Source organism: Ammoniphilus oxalaticus (genome assembly GCF_003609605.1).
Lineage (GTDB): Bacteria > Bacillota > Bacilli > Aneurinibacillales > RAOX-1 > Ammoniphilus > Ammoniphilus oxalaticus.
This window is the reverse complement of the sequence record NZ_MCHY01000008.1, coordinates 832331-848465: the sequence shown is the minus strand read 5'-3', so window position 1 is coordinate 848465 and position 16135 is coordinate 832331. Positions and strand designations below refer to the sequence as shown.

18 protein-coding genes are annotated in these 16135 nt (G+C 42.4%); 7 read left to right on the top strand and 11 right to left on the bottom strand.

All coding sequences use genetic code 11. From position 1 onward, the window contains the following. Positions 1 to 357: 357 nt before the first annotated feature. Together BEP19_RS18270 and BEP19_RS10600 are read left to right on the top strand one after the other, a co-directional pair. Positions 358 to 453 (top strand): type II toxin-antitoxin system HicA family toxin, encoded by a 96-nt coding sequence (locus BEP19_RS18270; protein WP_425452751.1) that lies wholly within the window; start codon positions 358 to 360, stop codon positions 451 to 453. A 57-nt stretch (positions 454 to 510) separates the two neighbouring features. Then, positions 511 to 921 carry a type II toxin-antitoxin system HicB family antitoxin gene (locus BEP19_RS10600; protein WP_120189840.1) on the top strand — a complete coding sequence of 137 codons (411 nt, stop codon included), beginning with the start codon at positions 511 to 513 and terminating at the stop codon, positions 919 to 921. A gap of 225 nt (positions 922 to 1146) precedes the next feature. Here the strand turns inward: BEP19_RS10600 and BEP19_RS10595 are convergent, their stop codons facing one another. Further along, positions 1147 to 1743 (bottom strand): class I SAM-dependent methyltransferase, encoded by a 597-nt coding sequence (locus tag BEP19_RS10595; RefSeq protein WP_120189839.1) that lies wholly within the window; start codon positions 1741 to 1743, stop codon positions 1147 to 1149. A 768-nt stretch (positions 1744 to 2511) separates the two neighbouring features. Continuing rightward, positions 2512 to 2817: an ATPase gene (locus tag BEP19_RS10585; protein WP_120189837.1), complete on the bottom strand. Its 306-nt coding sequence runs from the start codon at positions 2815 to 2817 to the stop codon at positions 2512 to 2514. 159 nt (positions 2818 to 2976) lie between these two features. Between BEP19_RS10585 and BEP19_RS10580 the strand changes: the two genes are divergently transcribed. The 4 genes from BEP19_RS10580 to BEP19_RS10565 all read left to right on the top strand — a co-directional run bounded on the left by BEP19_RS10580 (position 2977) and on the right by BEP19_RS10565 (position 5458). Beyond that, positions 2977 to 3387, top strand: coding sequence for a hypothetical protein (locus BEP19_RS10580; RefSeq protein WP_120189836.1), 411 nt, complete (start codon positions 2977 to 2979; stop codon positions 3385 to 3387). 372 nt (positions 3388 to 3759) lie between these two features. Then, complete coding sequence (locus tag BEP19_RS10575) at positions 3760 to 3993, top strand: hypothetical protein (protein WP_120189835.1); 234 nt, start codon at positions 3760 to 3762, stop codon at positions 3991 to 3993. Positions 3994 to 4313: 320 nt separating this feature from the next. Continuing rightward, positions 4314 to 4952 carry a cupin domain-containing protein gene (locus BEP19_RS10570; protein WP_120189834.1) on the top strand — a complete coding sequence of 213 codons (639 nt, stop codon included), beginning with the start codon at positions 4314 to 4316 and terminating at the stop codon, positions 4950 to 4952. Between the two features lie 410 nt (positions 4953 to 5362). Further along, the gene (locus tag BEP19_RS10565) at positions 5363 to 5458 is read left to right on the top strand and encodes a putative holin-like toxin (protein WP_245983474.1); all 96 of its coding nucleotides are present in this window, start codon (positions 5363 to 5365) and stop codon (positions 5456 to 5458) included. A gap of 207 nt (positions 5459 to 5665) precedes the next feature. Here BEP19_RS10565 and BEP19_RS10560 read toward each other — a convergent pair whose 3' ends face one another. Both BEP19_RS10560 and BEP19_RS10555 read right to left on the bottom strand, forming a co-directional pair. After that, positions 5666 to 7297, bottom strand: coding sequence for a Na/Pi cotransporter family protein (locus tag BEP19_RS10560; RefSeq protein ID WP_120189832.1), 1632 nt, complete (start codon positions 7295 to 7297; stop codon positions 5666 to 5668). A gap of 177 nt (positions 7298 to 7474) precedes the next feature. Next, the gene (locus tag BEP19_RS10555; protein WP_120189831.1) at positions 7475 to 8194 is read right to left on the bottom strand and encodes a J domain-containing protein; all 720 of its coding nucleotides are present in this window, start codon (positions 8192 to 8194) and stop codon (positions 7475 to 7477) included. Positions 8195 to 8350: 156 nt separating this feature from the next. On the opposite strand from BEP19_RS10555, the gene BEP19_RS10550 reads away from it, so the two are divergent. Further along, positions 8351 to 8938, top strand: coding sequence for a hypothetical protein (locus tag BEP19_RS10550; protein WP_120189830.1), 588 nt, complete (start codon positions 8351 to 8353; stop codon positions 8936 to 8938). A gap of 101 nt (positions 8939 to 9039) precedes the next feature. Here the strand turns inward: BEP19_RS10550 and BEP19_RS10545 are convergent, their stop codons facing one another. The 7 genes from BEP19_RS10545 to BEP19_RS10515 form a co-directional block, all read right to left on the bottom strand. Further along, positions 9040 to 9759: a cytochrome c biogenesis CcdA family protein gene (locus BEP19_RS10545; protein ID WP_120189829.1), complete on the bottom strand. Its 720-nt coding sequence runs from the start codon at positions 9757 to 9759 to the stop codon at positions 9040 to 9042. Positions 9760 to 9771: 12 nt separating this feature from the next. Then, positions 9772 to 10305 carry a TlpA family protein disulfide reductase gene (locus tag BEP19_RS10540; protein ID WP_120189828.1) on the bottom strand — a complete coding sequence of 178 codons (534 nt, stop codon included), beginning with the start codon at positions 10303 to 10305 and terminating at the stop codon, positions 9772 to 9774. Positions 10306 to 10312: 7 nt separating this feature from the next. After that, a complete protein-coding gene (locus BEP19_RS10535; RefSeq protein WP_120189827.1) occupies positions 10313 to 12202 on the bottom strand; it encodes an FtsX-like permease family protein in 1890 nt (629 codons plus the stop codon). After that, positions 12189 to 12953 carry an ABC transporter ATP-binding protein gene (locus tag BEP19_RS10530; protein ID WP_120189826.1) on the bottom strand — a complete coding sequence of 255 codons (765 nt, stop codon included), beginning with the start codon at positions 12951 to 12953 and terminating at the stop codon, positions 12189 to 12191. The genes BEP19_RS10535 and BEP19_RS10530 overlap by 14 nt, the downstream gene beginning before the upstream one ends. Before the next feature lie 185 nt (positions 12954 to 13138). Continuing rightward, positions 13139 to 14176: a sensor histidine kinase gene (locus BEP19_RS10525; protein ID WP_120189825.1), complete on the bottom strand. Its 1038-nt coding sequence runs from the start codon at positions 14174 to 14176 to the stop codon at positions 13139 to 13141. Next, complete coding sequence (locus tag BEP19_RS10520) at positions 14173 to 14847, bottom strand: response regulator transcription factor (protein WP_120189824.1); 675 nt, start codon at positions 14845 to 14847, stop codon at positions 14173 to 14175. The genes BEP19_RS10525 and BEP19_RS10520 overlap by 4 nt, the downstream gene beginning before the upstream one ends. A 659-nt stretch (positions 14848 to 15506) precedes the next feature. Continuing rightward, positions 15507 to 16103, bottom strand: coding sequence for an MSMEG_1061 family FMN-dependent PPOX-type flavoprotein (locus tag BEP19_RS10515; RefSeq protein ID WP_120189823.1), 597 nt, complete (start codon positions 16101 to 16103; stop codon positions 15507 to 15509). Positions 16104 to 16135: the final 32 nt, after the last annotated feature.

Below are 16135 nucleotides of genomic sequence, written 5' to 3'. Positions count from 1 at the left end.
GGCGTCACGACGCGTTGAGCTCTGGAATCTCAGATTACGCGTCGTGATGAGGGGGATCACGACGCATTCGTACCCGAAATATCGTTGGATGCGTCATGATTGATGGCGTCACGACGCGTTGAGCTCTGGAATCTCGGATTACGCGTCGTGATGGAGGTGATCAATCAATTCTTGATTTGTTCATTCCCCTTTTTGGTTCAACACGTATAACAACACGTGTTTTATGGTAAGATGCGATTTAAAGGGAAGAGAGGAAATTGAAGGCATATTCATCGAGAGAGATTATGAAGCTCATTGAAGTAGATGGGTGGGTGTTAGTGCGAGTTAAAAGGCGATTATCATTAATTTAAACATTCCGTGAAGCCTGGGTTCGTTACCACCCCTCATCCAAAGAAAGACCTTCCTATTCGAACGCAAAAAAGCATTTTAAAACAAGCTGGAATAAAGGTATAACCTTCATTCCAGCAAGTCTATATATAAATTATAATAGATCAACTGGAGCTGATATAAATGAGCGATCGATATATTTATCCCGCAATATTTGATTATGCGGAAGATGGGATTTCAATTGAATTCCCCGATCTCCCTGGTTGCTATACGTGCGGGAATACGGAGGAAGAAGCTTTACGTATGGCGAAAGAGGCAATGGCTTTACATTTATACGGGTTAGAACAAGATAAGGATATGATTCCACAACCTTCAAAAGTAAAGTCAATCAGTGTGGGACATAATCAAGTGGTTGTACTTGTAGAAGCGTGGATGCCCCCCTTCCGACATGAAATAGAGAACAAATCGGTTAAAAAGACATTAACGATCCCAAAGTGGCTCGACAATTTAGCGCAAGAAAACAATGTCAATTTCTCATATGTGCTTCAGGATGCATTGAAGATCTATCTCGGAGTTAGAGATAAATCTTCTTGATCCCCGAATAGACATTTTACCAGATGACATCTAACATGCTGAGGACCCGAACATCAATGACTATCCACCGTGTTCGGGTCCGAAGGGTTTAAGTTCATGACTCATCTCAGTTAAATAACACCCCTAACCCCTAGCGCATATACTAAATCTACTTTTTATATATAGTTAATGGAAAATTACGTCAATGTAATAAGATGATTGAAGTGTTGATGAAGGCTAAAAAAGTCACTTTATGCTAGTCGCTATAAACATTGAAGCATCTTGGTTCATAAAGATCCGATTCCCATGATAAAATGTCCTAATTTCGGTGGATTTAAATCCGACACTCGCTAATATACTTTTCAAGCTTTCATGGGAAAAACCATTATGAACTTTTGGATGATGAACGTTATCATTTTTATCAAAGTCAACAATAATGAGCTTACCGCCATCATTTAAAGCGCGATACAATGCGTGAATAATCTTTTTAGTATCTGGGATATGTAGAAGAACCAGGGACATTAAAATGATGTCCGCCTTAAGATCGGAGCTCTCCTCCGTAAAGTCTGATCGTAGCGCTTTTGAGTTTGTAATTCCCATTTCAGAGATTTTTTCTTTTGCAAATTCTAGCATTTGTTTCGACGAATCCACCAACAAAACAGAACTCACTTGGTCTGATAAGTTTAAACCGACTAGGCCAGTGCCACCCCCATAATCGATTAAAGATTTTGATGTGCTATTTTGTAGTTCTCGCCTCACTTCCTCAACAATAACGTTAGCTAGTTCAATTTGTTTTTCTGTATCGTATTTTTTAGCTACTTGATCAAACACGTTATTCTCCATAATCTACTCCTTCTATTTTAAATATACTTTATACAAAATTCCCAAATTAATCTGATTTATGCGATAACTAGCCAGCAAGTCCCAAAATATACGGGCTTTTCGATCTCCTGTATATATGGGAACATCCTGCTTAATTCCCTGAACAATAATAACGTTTACTCCTCACCTGGACTTTTGTCCCTTTTTTACCATACTTAAGCTTACATGGTTCTACATCGTTCCACAAAGATTATATGGAATACTATCCTTTAGCGCATTTACATTTTTAAACAAATAGAAATGAAAAATGTTATAATAAAAGCTCACCCTCCCTTTTCAACGAGGACCCAAAGCGGCTTAATCAGTCAAACTACTAGATGAACCTCAATGAAGGTAACAAAGAACGCGGGTTTTGGATGGATCTGCAATCGCTTTCAGGAAAGGAACCTAATATCGGAAAGGGATATTGAATTGGTTTGAGCAGTTAGGAGTTGAATCTCTTGCGAGAAATGGATTTTAACCGTCTTAAAGAAAACATTAAATCCAAACAAAAAGAAGTAGAGAGGAAAATATAGGAATCTAAGGGCTCCACACCTAAAATCCGTAGAAGAGAAAGAAGTGAACATGAGAAAAAGGTTCTCGATGATATAGTCAAACAAACGTGGGATCGAGCCGTCAAGGCAGGGCATATAAAATATATTTCCGAAATAGAGTGGTACATTGACTTCGATAAAGCAGGCAAGGGAAAAATTGCTGAAGAACGTGAATAAGAGTTGACATGAAATTCGATTACGCTTCATGCCTCTTCCACTTATTGTAATTGTATAGTAGTTGGACCATATTAACTAGAAAAAATAATAGTCCCCATAGTAAAACTGTCTTTAAACTCCAATATCTAAAATAATTCATTGCAAAAAGCAATGAAGCGACTACAGGGAAATTTATTATGGTTCGGATCATCTTTCTTCTGTATGATAATCCAAAGTAATTAATTTTAAAACCTTTATCCACTTTGACCTTCTTTTTTGCGCGAACCGATAAAAAAACGCCGACGAGTAAGGAAATAATAACTGAAATAATACTGAACTCTAGCATCTTTAAATCCCCCTTTCGCTATTTTTCACTTCGCGTCCTATATACTTCACATAATCGTTCCCGATACCTTTTTTAAATTTTTATTAAACTGTAACAGAATGATATAATCTATAAAGTAACCTCTTTCATGTAACCTACATAAAGAAAGGAAGTTAACTCATGAAAAAGAACGCCTTTACACACAACGGCAAGGTTTTATTTTTTCAAGACGAGACACACACGTATATGCCCAAAGGGTGGACAAAAGACGCAATTATCTCTCCAGATGACACGATCCTAAAAGCCCCTGATTATTATGTTCTTTTACTGCTATGCAGCGCAGAGGAAGAGGGAATTTCCCACAAACATATGTTTGAAGATTTATCCAAGACAGATAGAAAACGAAAAAAAGGACAGTTAAAACGATTGACTGATTCAGGCATGATCCAATACGACGGCGTCCAAAATCGATACTATGCCTTTTTTAATACCTATTTAGATGAGCAGCAAAGGGACGAATTGCTAACGAATTGGTCTCAATTAGCCGATGAAATGCTTCCAACGTTTTTAGAGGAAATAGGATCCCTATAATATCGGGTGATGAATTCATCCAAAAACGATGTCCAGCCCCAACTTCATCACACACAGAATGAAGGGGGCTATCACTTCGGCTCCATGTACGCGCGTGACTTGATTTTCAATTAGACAGCTCCCTATTATAATGACAACTAAAATAAGTACTAGGTTCACCTTATATTAACTCTAGCGTGACAAACCGTTGTTTCTGCTGTCAACCTACGCCAACGAGGCCATTCTTGCAATACAATTAAATGCGTTTAAAAGGTACCAGAAAACATGAGTACTTACCGATTTTGAAGTGAACCATTAAGCTTATAATCATCGACACTTTAAAAATGAAGGCCAGGTCGTTCCCTTATATGGGTGGAATCATAGGAGGTAGTCATGCTCAAAAAGTTTTCTTTTTGGTTATCCATATTAAGTATCGGGATTTGCCTTTTTCACGCTTTTGGATTTGATGAAGGAAATCTTGTGTTAATTGGTTTGAATCCAGGTTATTTCATTATCCCTATCAAGTTTGATCGGATTGAATCGTATTATATTCATCACCTATTGTCGTTCTTTATTATTGGAATCACAGTAGATAAGGTGAAGGCTGTCTTTTATCCGAAATCATAAAAAGATAACAGCAGGCTAAACCCTTAATCAAAAAGGACAAGAAATAATTGTGAAAGACCGATCACTCATTGTGGGAAAGCCACTCTCCTCATCCCGACGTTCTGCGCGATCCCCACAAATTTCTTTTGTTTCTCCAAAAAAGGACGCCGGAGATAACGAAACTTATCGAAGTTAGGTTTACCTGCATACAAAAGCTACACAATTCTTCAAATCATATTTCAATCAGCCCCGTTTTTATTTTGCGCGACGAACTACACCTTCGCTCAACTGCTCGCATAGGCTATGACAGGTTATTACTTTTGAACGAGGTGTTGATTTAAATGGCTGTTTCTTATATGGATTTTGCGTCGCCAAATGCGCGCTACACGTACGATTTGCGGAACAACCCGATTTATCAAAAGGATCCGCGCAATTTTGTCAATGGGGTCGGGATTCAGCAACTGAACACGATCGGGAACATCTTTTTGCTTGATGTGTTTCTCGATGCGGGCAACGTGGTGGAACCCCACTCCCACCCGAATGCGTCTGAATTACTCTATTGTGTATCCGGCGCGGCCGTTGCTTCCTTTATTAATCCGTTTACAAATGAACTGCGCAACTTTCCGCTTAAACCCGGTCAAGTCGCCAGCTTCCCGCAAGGTTGGCTGCATTACGCGACGGCGACGGAAGATCGGACTCACCTGTTGGCGACGCATGATACGCCGCTGTTGCAAACCGTTTGGTTTTCAGATCTGTTGCGTCTACTGCCGCCGCAAGTGTTCGCCCATACGTACTGTTTAAATGAACAGCAAGTGAAAGAAACGTTAAGCCCGATCAAAGAACGCGTCGTGATCGGTCCACCAAAAAATTGTCATCAACAACCCCAAGCATACCTTCACCATCAACGCCCAACTCCTCCGCAACATCATCCGCATCACAGCTATCCAAGATATGGACCACACGATCCAACAATGAGATAGCTCCTTGGGGAAACAAGGAATAAAATAAAAGATTGAACCTTTCAGCAGCATTAGTTGCGAGGGATTCAATCTTTTACTGTTTGTTGGCTATAGCTCGTCCATTTTGGCAGGGCCTTGGGCGAGTTAAGTGTCCAAAGTCCACTTATCTATGAAAAATTTTCGAAAGCTGAGAATTAGATGGACTTTTGTCAACTATGACACTGCGCCTACTCAACGTCACCGACTTTTACAAAATCATGTTGTGGTTCAGGCATAAAATAGGGGCTGTACGCGAACTCAGTCTGTACTGATATTCACGGACAACCCCGCTATTTATTCTTATTATGATATAACTGGTATTGCATAATAGAATCGGCTAACCTTGGGTGGTGGTCGGCTCACTCCTATTCCATTTGGAAGGGGGTGAATTCGTGACAATTTATGAAGCTATCACAGTTATGCTAACGTTCGGATTATTCATCGTAGCGTTACTTCGTCTTATTGTCGCGCTGACCAAAAAGAAATAGACCACCCTCGGACAAAGGTTAATGGTCTATTTCTGTTGCCAAACTGAGCTGATCACCATGAGGTGTCGTCTGTTATGCAATTTATCGGGGTCATAGGCATTGATAATCGCCTGTGACCCTTTTTATTCTATGCAACTATTTATATTTCATTACTTTTATTTTAACATATGGGAGGCCCTTGAACAAGGTATCGTTTAGCCTCCCAAATCAACCGGTTCTCAACAGAACCTCTTCGACGATGTTAACGGCATGGTCGCCGATCCGTTCCAAGTTACTGATGATATCAATAAAAACAACGCCTGCTGAGCCATTGCACAACCCTTCATTCATACGCAAAATGTGTCTTCTGCGATTCATCTTTTCCAATTTATCGATCTCATTTTCTTTTTCGAGCACGGCTTCGGCATCTTCTTTGTTCGTGTCTTCGAGCGCTTTAATCGCTTGTTCCACAGTCGAAATCGTCAGTTCAAACATGTGATTTAAGTCCTCTTGGGCTTGCTCCGTAATCGTCACTTTATTCGTTATTTTATAATCGATTAATTCAATAATATTCTCAAAATGATCGCCGATCCGCTCTATATCGCGAACCGTGTCCATCAAAGCGATATGTTTGGCGCTATCCGCGTCGGACATCACTTCACCAGATAACACGACTAAATATTCGGTAATATGCCGATCCAAATTATTTAAGGCGCCTTCAATCTGAATCGCTAAATCCGAATGTTTTTGCTGGTGCGTCATGGAATAAGCATTCGTTTCTCGCAGCCCATTGCATGCGTACTCCCCCATCCTGACTATTTCCTTCTTTGCTTGGTCCAACGCGACACTAGCGGATTGCTGGATGAAAACGGGATCGAGATGCTGCGGACGATACTCAATTAGCGTGTCTTCACCCGGTATGATTTTCGTTACCATCCAAGCGAGCGCCGCGATAAATGGAAACTGGATGATCGTGTTGATGACGTTAAAACCGCCATGCGCAAAAGCGAGCGTCATTTCTGGATTCAAATTCAGTTTTATTTGTAAAAAGCTGATGAAAGCCGTAAATTGACTTAAAAACAGGACGAAGATAACAGCCCCAATCAAGTTAAACGTAACATGGGTGAGCGCCGCTCGTTTGGCAGCAACAGAGGCCCCGATCCCCGCCAATACAGCCGTAATCGTCGTGCCGATGTTATCCCCCAACAAGACAGGAAGCGCCGCTTTTAGATTAATGGCCCCTTCCGCAAACAATCCTTGCAGAATCCCGATCGTCGCGCTGGAACTTTGCACAATCAGCGTAAAGATCGTGCCGATCAAAACGCCGAGCGCCGCGTTGTCGCTCATTTTTACCGTTAATTCATGAAAGGTGTCCAAATGACGCAATGGTTCCATCCCGCCGCCCATTAAATCCAATCCAAAAAAAAGCGCGCCAAAACCGAACACCGCTTGTCCGATTGCTGTGACCTTTTTGTTTTTAAAGAAGAACAGTAAAAAACAACCGATCGCTATAATCGGCAACGCATACTCTCCGATATTTAAACCTATGATGAATGCTGTAATCGTCGTGCCAATGTTGGCTCCCATAATGACACCGATCGCCTGACGTAAAGTCATGAAACCGGCATTGACTAGCCCGACGGTCAATACGGTCGTGCCCGAGCTGCTCTGGATCAATACCGTAACGATAATCCCAGCTAGCACACCTAGAAAAGGATTGCCTGTTAGTTTATCAAGTGTATCCCTTAAACCATCCCCGGCCGACTGTTGTAATCCATCTCCCATAAACTTGATGCCTAACAGGAAAATGCCCAGCCCGCCAATAAATTCAAAAAGAATCGTTTGCGCATCTAATTCCACAAGCAATCTGTCCCTTCAAACTTTGTCAAATAATGTCGTACATCCTGATTATTATGAAAAGTCGATCCATTGTAAAGCAATATCGCGCAATCTTTACACTAAATTTACAAATGCCATATATTATTCGGATATGATTCATTATTTTGACCGCTGTTAATCCTTGCCCTAAGCTATTCCCTATTTCAGCCTGACTGATTCTCTACCCGCGATGATCATGAACATAGCCCGCAACCCGTGGTAACTGGCATACATAAACAGCAGCCATGCGACAACATGGAACGGAGGGCCCACTTTGTAAAGAATGAAGCTGCCGAACAAAAACCAAAATACCGCGAGGGCAAGCGGTTTGCGCGCCTTTTTGCGCGCTTGTCGTTTACGATAAGAAACGCTCGCCTGGGCGACAATGTCCGCTACTTTTGGATCGCAGCCTTGTTCTTTCAAGCGCAGCGCAATTTGTTTTGTGTTCAAGCTATCCAATGCGAGTTCCAATGCGAGTGTGTACATTTCATCCATGAACTGCCGCCTCGCTGCTTGTTGACTGAGGTCCATCGATGCCGAGTCTGTCCGTCCTTCTTTAACCTCGGAAGCAGATTCGTTTCGCCGCGCTTCTTTTGAAAGGACCGCATAGGCTTCATTGATCGCCCGAAAATACGCATTTGCCGCCGAAAATTGAACTGGATCCGAATGTTTATCCGGATGCCATTTCATCGCTTGCTTACGATACGCTTGTTTCATTTCATGCGGATCCGCATTCGTTGGAACCTGCAATAAATCATAATGATGGCGAATCAATTTTTGACCGCAAGACGCGCAAACAGCGTCCATCACCTGGTCCACTTTGACCCGATTGGTCGTTTGGCACGACGGACACCGTCTCTCTTCCATTAACTCGTTCATCTTGTTTCAATCCCCTTACTTCCTGTCATTTATCCTCCAAAAGTATCCACTAATCCGCCGCGAAATTCAAAACTATTATTTTTGCCAAAGCCTGCCAAGGTTAGCGTGGTGTATGATATAATGTAGGTAATTTTGTAGAAAGGAGTGAACACATTAATGAGTCAAGACATCTTGTTGCAAATTTTGGAAAAGGTTAGTTCGATTGATACGCGAGTAGATATGTTGGAAAAAAGATTCGACAAACTAGAGGTAAAAGTGGATGCAATCGAAGTCAGATTTGATCGACTAGAAACAAAAGTAGATAGCTTAGAAAAAAGATTTGATGGATTAGAACAAAGGTTTGATGGGTTAGAAGCTAGGTTCGACGGACTAGAACAAAGGTTTGATGGGTTGGAAGCTAGGTTCGACGGATTAGAACAAAGGTTTGATGGGTTGGAAGCTAGGTTCGATGGACTAGAACAAAGGTTTGATGGGTTGGAAAAGGAGGTTCACAAACTTAAAGGAACTGTGGATGGACTGGCCACACGGTTTGACATGTTTGAATCGAATCAACTTACTTTTCACAACTTATTGCGAGAAAGCCGACTTGAATCTGACACCAGAGACCGAATCGCTCGTGAACGACATGAGGAAATCATGGAACACTTTACGCGCATCGAAGCGGATGTTGATTTCGCAATTGAAAAATCGAATCAAAATGAGCGTGAAATCGCTCGAATCAAAAAGCAAGTTGAAGCTTCCTAACGAGAATAATCTCCACGAATGATTCCTTTCAGCAGGTCAACGAACCTTACACTTCCATTTTTGCGGATCTGCATTTTCCAAAGATTTCACTCCTAAGATCTTTACCAAAGTGGGGGAAATTTCGAAAAATAAAAGGATATTTGCTTGAACAAGCCCGTAAAAAGCAAGACGCCAAGTATAATCATCAGGCCGCCGCTTACCTTTTGAATCATCGGAAGCCACTTGTTCATTTGACGAATCCGTTGTAACGATTGAGTCCAAAGCGCTGCGATCAACAGAAAAGGAACGCCTAATCCGCCGGAATAAACAAGCAACAATCGAACCCCTTCCCACATCGTGTCGCCCTGACTTGCTAAGATGAGAATCGACGACAGAACGAGCCCAATACAAGGGGACCAACCCGCTCCGAATGCAAGTCCCATCAACGCCGAACGAAAGAAGGACATCGTTTCGTTTTTAGATGTCCCGAAATCCGCTCTTTTTTCTCGCATGAGGAAACGAAGCGACAACACCCCCGTCATCTGTAAGCCAAATAAAACGATCACAATTCCGCCTATTTTTTCTACCCAATCGCGATAAGCAAAAAATATTTTCCCGATGTAGGCGCTCGATGCGCCAAGCAATAAGAAAATGAGACTGAATCCAAGGACAAACCCGATGCTTCGCGACATCACCACGTTCCACTTTACTTGCAGTTGCTGATTGGCTATATTTCCGCCCGTTAATTGCGCCAAATAAGCGGGCACTAACGGAAAAACACAAGGGGAGAAGAAGGAAACGAGCCCAGCGACAAAAGCAATTCCAAAACCGACATCATGCATCGTTCCCACCCCCTACCTTATTTCCGCTAACTGTTGGTTAATCATTTCCCTAAATTGCTCCTGCGCGCGCGCCCCCACCACGAGATCTCCGACAATTTCACCTTTGCTATTGACGAAGAGACTGGACGGAATTCCCGGCAGGCGGGAAATAAGTTGCTTATTTAGCTCATCGCTCGGAACGATATTTAAATAAGTAACGCCATATTCCTGCAACATGCGCAAGGCGATCGTGTTGTTTCCAATCCCGTCGGATACAAGCCCGACCACCCCGACGTTCAATTCTTCCACCTCTTGCGACAGTTTTTGCAACGCGGGAAGTTCATCTTTACAAGGCTCGCAGTATGTGCCCCATACATTGACAAGCGTCAACGTATGCTCAGCAAAAATGTCATCTGTCACAGGTTGATCATCGATATCGACTGTTTCGAAACGTGGAAAAAGGTCAGATGCGTTTCCTGTCGGGTCTTCATCCGCATTTGATCCGCATCCGACTGCCGTTAAACAAAGGATAACAAAAAGGAAGAACATTCCCATCTTTTTCATCATTTACACCTCACGATTTGCGCATAACCAACCGAAAGTAGGCGTTTACGGTCAGCGCATAATAGAATAAATAAATGCCAGCATAGCCAAGCAACGTAACGAGAGTGGGAATAACAATGTTGCCAAAGTTAATGATTCGCCACAAGATCGACATGGCCACTAAATAATGACAACTACCAAGTAGTAACGGAGCCCCAAACAAGAGCAACATTTGCCGCGAAATTGATTTTTTGATTTGCTTGGAGGTAACCCCCATCTTTTGCAAAATGTCATATCTCGCTCGATCGTTTTCGGCTTCTGTCAATTGTTTAAAGAAGATCATACTTCCCGTGGATAACAAAAAAACAAGTCCGAGCAACACACCGATAAAATTTAAAATGGCGGTCCAGATCAGGACACCGCTATCGTCCATTATTGCCCTTAAATTGGCTTCCATTGGAACAATGCGAATAATGTCCTTCGTCAACAAACGGCTATCCAGCTGATTTTCAACGATATAACCTTTTGCCCTTTTGGCTTGTTCCTCGCTGTACAGTTGATCATATAGTTTGTCTGACGCGACAAGCACATACTCGAACTGAGATGCGCCCATTGCGGAAATCGGCTTCCAGTCGATCACCGTTATCGATTCTGTCCGGTCATTCGCTTCGATGGTCATAGATTTTCCGATCATATCCCGATAAGACTTGCTTCCGTAATAAAGTAAAACCGCCTGATCTGAATCGGTGAAAGAAATGGCTTCTTTTTCTCCTTTTACCGCTATAACCTGACGATAATCACGTATGGACATCAGATACATTTCCTTTTGTATTTCGGAAGCGTCAGTCTCGACAGGAATGAAGCTCGCTTCAACACTCTCAAGCAACTGGTGTTGAGGATACTGCTCAATCGCCTGTTCCACCTGACGGTCAATCGACAGGTTATCGCTCGCATAGGAAAAGGAGAAAGGGTACATCGTTCGAATGTTCGTCTGCACCTGATAATTCACCGCATACGTAATCCCTACGGAAGTAAGCGTCACCGCTGTTAATACAGTAATCGTTGACAACATGCGCGCATTGGAACGGATGCGATAAATAAATTGCGAGATATCAATCAGATTCATTCGATGAAAATAGATCGTTCTATTTTTACGGAGTTGATTCATGAAGAATCCTAAACCATAACGAAAAAACAAAAATGTGCCCCATACCGTAAAGATCAACGTGATCGTCATGCGCTGAACGAAGGTTTCTTGCTGTTCCCATAGAAGACCCGCCGCATAACCGCCAGCGAGGATTACAAGAGAAATCAACGCTCCAATCCAAGATGGCTTGACAGGCGGTTGCCCCATTTTTCTAGCCGCAAAGAGCTCAATCAGCTTGGCGCGGTAGATCACATTGGACGAAAACGCAGAAACAACCAAAAACAACAACCCAAACACAAAAAAAGTAGACAGGACCGCATCCGCGCTTATGGCGAAAGCAATCGGTTGATGAATACCCATCACCTTTAACAACAACATCAAGAGCAATTTTGAAAAAAGGGTCCCCAAACCCATCCCTATCAATAAAGCAAGAAGACCCATGATCACGTTTTCGCCAAACATCAGCTGGCCAATCGTTCTCCTTCTAACACCGAGCAGCGCATACAAACCCAATTCTTGCTTTCTCTTTTGCAGGAAAAAAGAGCTGGAATACCATATAAAAAGAGCTGAAAACAAAGCGATCAGGACGGAGGCAAAATGGAACATCGCAGTAATTTTTTCATCTCCCGCGGTGAATGCCATGATTTGCTCGTTAAAGCGCGCGGAAACGAACATATAATAAATCATGACATTAAACACAATCGAAAAGAAATAGAGTGAATAATTGCGTACGTTGCGCCTTACGTTTGTCGCGGCAAGCTTATAGATGTTCATCTTTGCCGCCCCCCATAACTGACAGCGTATCGATAATCTTTTGGTAAAAATCTTGGCGCGAACCCCTCTTCACCAATTCCGTAAACCAACGTCCATCTTTTAAAAACAGAATACGCTGGCAATAACTTGCGGCAAAAGGGTCGTGTGTAACCATCATAATCGTCGCCTGTTGTTGTTTGTTCATACCCATCAGACATTCCAACAATTCAGTAGCTGATCGCGAATCGAGCGCTCCCGTCGGTTCATCGGCTAGAATCAGCTTCGGATGGGTAATCATCGCCCTTGCCGCCGCGGCTCGTTGCTTCTGACCGCCCGATACTTCGTAAGGATATTTATCAAGTAGCTCCGCAAGACCGAGTGTATCCGCAACCGAATGTGTCCGCTGTTCCAATTCCTCCGCTTTTACAGCTGCCAACGCCAAGGGAAGCGCAATGTTTTCGCGTAATGTAAGCGTGTCGAGTAGATTGAAATCCTGAAAAATAAAGCCTAGCTTTTCACGTCGGAAAGACGCCAACTTCGCTTCCTTCATCCCAAGGATCGGGTCGCCATCAATGAAAATGTGACCGCTTGTCGGTTCGTCAATCGTCGCCACTAAATTCAGCAACGTTGTTTTGCCTGAACCGGAAGGACCCATAATCCCGACAAATTCACCTTCTGTTATTTGAAAGCTAATATCATCTAACGCTGTGCGCGCATTGGAGCGAGAGCCATACGTTTTTGTTACATGATCAGCTCGTAAAACCGTTGACATGTTTATGCCTCCTTGCCGTGTTGTAAATAGTATCGGCTTATCTTTATTAAACTAGATATTCAGGAAAGGAACCATTTCATTCGCTTACAAAAGTCCACGTCTGGCTTACATTTTTGTCACTTTACCGTTCGTTATAAACAAAAAAAATCGGAAATTAGCTGATCGACAAGCCTTTTTCCGATTTATTATTTACTTGGTTGATAGAAATCAATCAATCGAGGGAACAGAATCGTTACTTCCGTGTATTGATCCCATATCGATGTAATCGTAAGGTGGTGTCCGAGTTTTTCAGCTAGTTTTTTGGCGAGAAACAATCCCATCCCCGTCGCTTTTTGATGCTGCCCACGTCCATTGTAGCCCGTAAAACCTTTTTCAAACACACGATTTAAGTCCTCCGACTGGATGCCGATTCCGTTATCCCAAATGGACAAGTATTTTGCTCGTTCGTCCTCCGTCGTCGAGATTTTAATTTTCCCGCCGTTCGGTGTGTATTTGAGCGCATTCACCAGCGCTTGATTGATAATAAAGGTAAGCCATTTGCCGTCGCTTAACACCTCAAGCGGCGGTTCACAATTTAGCTCGATCTGAATTTGCTTATGGATAAAAGTCTTTGCGTTTGATTTCACGGTGGCCTTCACTAGCTTCTCCAAGTCAATCTCTTGAATAAAGTAATCTTTCGAAAATTCATCGGCGCGCGCATAATACAACGCCTGCTCCACCTGAAATTCAATCCGATCCAATTCTTCTTGTAAACTTTCCATTTGTTCATGTACATTCTCGCGTGTATCTTCTAGTAGAAGACGAGCAACCGCGATCGGCGTTTTAATATCGTGAAACCAGGAAGTTGTAAAGTCAATCCATTCCTTCTTTTCCATCTCCAATTTGTTAATATCCGCCATCCGTTGCCGGTGTTCAAGCGCGATCAGCTGAAAAAACGCTTCCTGTTCTCCCGTTTGCGCAGATGGCAAGCGCGAAACAAGATCTGCATGTGGATCGTCTAAAAGATAGGCAACCGTCCGCAAATAGTTTCTCTGTCGCGTATAGGTTATCCCAAGATAAAGCAGCAAAAACAACAAACCGATTCCATGGAGGTACAATAAACTACTTAACGTAATACGACTTTGCGGATCCGCGTAAACGACCGCTGTTATAAAAATCATAAGCGCAACATAAAAACAGAGCAGCCACTTCTGATCGGAAATAAAACGCGTGATTTTCATCATCGTAGAAGATAACCCTGTCCTTTCTTCGTTGCGATCATCTCACCTAGCCCAATTTCCCCGAGTTTCTTTCTTAATCTGTTCACATTGACCGTCAACGTGTTATCATCCACGAAACTTTCTTCGTCCCATAAACCTTTGATCAGTGTGTTACGCCCCACAATTTGTCCGCTATCCTTAAACAACAAATACAATATTTTAAACTCGTTTTTGGTGAGTTCAACCTTTTGTTCATTATAGGATAAAGTAGCATCCTTCAGATTGAGTATCGCTCGTTTATACTCCATTACATCTGTACGCGCATCCGCATAGGAATACGTTCTACGCAGCAGGGCTTGAATCTTTGCGACGAGCACTTCAAAAGAAAATGGTTTTTGAACGAAATCATCGCCGCCCATTTGAATCGCCATCACAATATCCATCGCATCATTTCGAGAGGAAAGAAACAAAATAGGCGTTTTCGATACTTCCCGAATTTGCTGACACCAATGAAAACCATTGAAAGCTGGAAGGTTAATATCGAGGATCACCAGGTGCGGTTTATATTCAATAAACGCGCGAAACACATCATCGAACGCCTCCACCGCAAACAGATCAAATTCCCATTTGCTGAGATGCTGGACAATCAACTCCCGTAGTTTTTGATCATCCTCCACAATCATAATTTTAAACATTTCACTCCACCTATCATTTCACAAAAGGATTACAATCGGTACTAGCCTCATTATAACGCAAGCCTACGAGGGGGATACATTTTGAAAAATATACTTACAGTGTGGATGTATGGACACTGGTTTGTTTAATCTCTATCATAGAAGAGAGAGGACCTTTTCGGAATGGAGCCTAATTTCGAAGAGGATGGTCGAGCTTTACAGATCTGGCGCATTTGGAAGCGATTCTTTATATCCTAACAAAATATAATTAAACGAAGAAGATGGGTACATTTTGAAAAAGATCATTTCTGTTTACCTAATTACAGACCACTATTAGTGCGACGTATCACCCATTTTAACAAGATCCGAACCATCGATGAACAGATTTCCACGAATTGAAGGCGGGGCCTCATGGAATACACAGCAATTTTACAAAACTCAGTGGATACTCACGAAACCAACACCGCCCGCTCTTTCAATTTTATATTCCAATGTCGTATGCCGGAACGTCTCTTCTTGATCCTCAGTAATAAGAAAAGAAAACCCGTCTACTTTTATGACATGACACTCGGTTTAGCCGACTCCTCCACAGCCAGTTCAAATTCTACACTGTCTCAATCGGATGAAAATAGTCTGAAAAGAGAGAAAAAACGTCATATCACCTTCGCATTGCTTTCCGTTTACGCCTTTAATTCAATTCCGTTCATCTTGAGATGGTCACGAAAAATTTCCTTTCCGATTGGAAGATTCTCGGCCTTTTGCCACGTTTGCGCATCCCAGATTTTTGATTGATTTAACGCGCGTGAACAATGAATATAGCATTCTTCCACATCCACGCCGATCCCGAGTAAAGGGGATGCCCCGTTCATCTGCATGTCATTTAGTATCGGTCCATTTTTTATAACTGTAGCCCGCCCATTTATACGCAGGACTTCTTCTAAACCAGGAATGAGAAAGACAAGACCAACATGTGGGTTAGATATGATATTCGTGATAGAATCTAGTCGTCTATTACCTGGACGATCGGGAATAACCAACTGATGTGAATTGATAACTTTGATAGGGCTCGGCAGATCCCCCCGCGGTGAAACATCACATGTTCCGTCTTTGTTTGAAGTAGAAAGAAAAAAGAGCGGAGACATTTTGATAAACTGCTTACACTGTTCATTGATCGTGGTGACGCTCTTTTTTACAACGTGTTCGTGTGGCGCTTTAACGATCCTTCTTAACTCATCCTCTGACGTAACCGCATACTGTGAGAAATTAATACTATTCAAAAAAATAATCCTCCTATATAATTCTCAAGCTA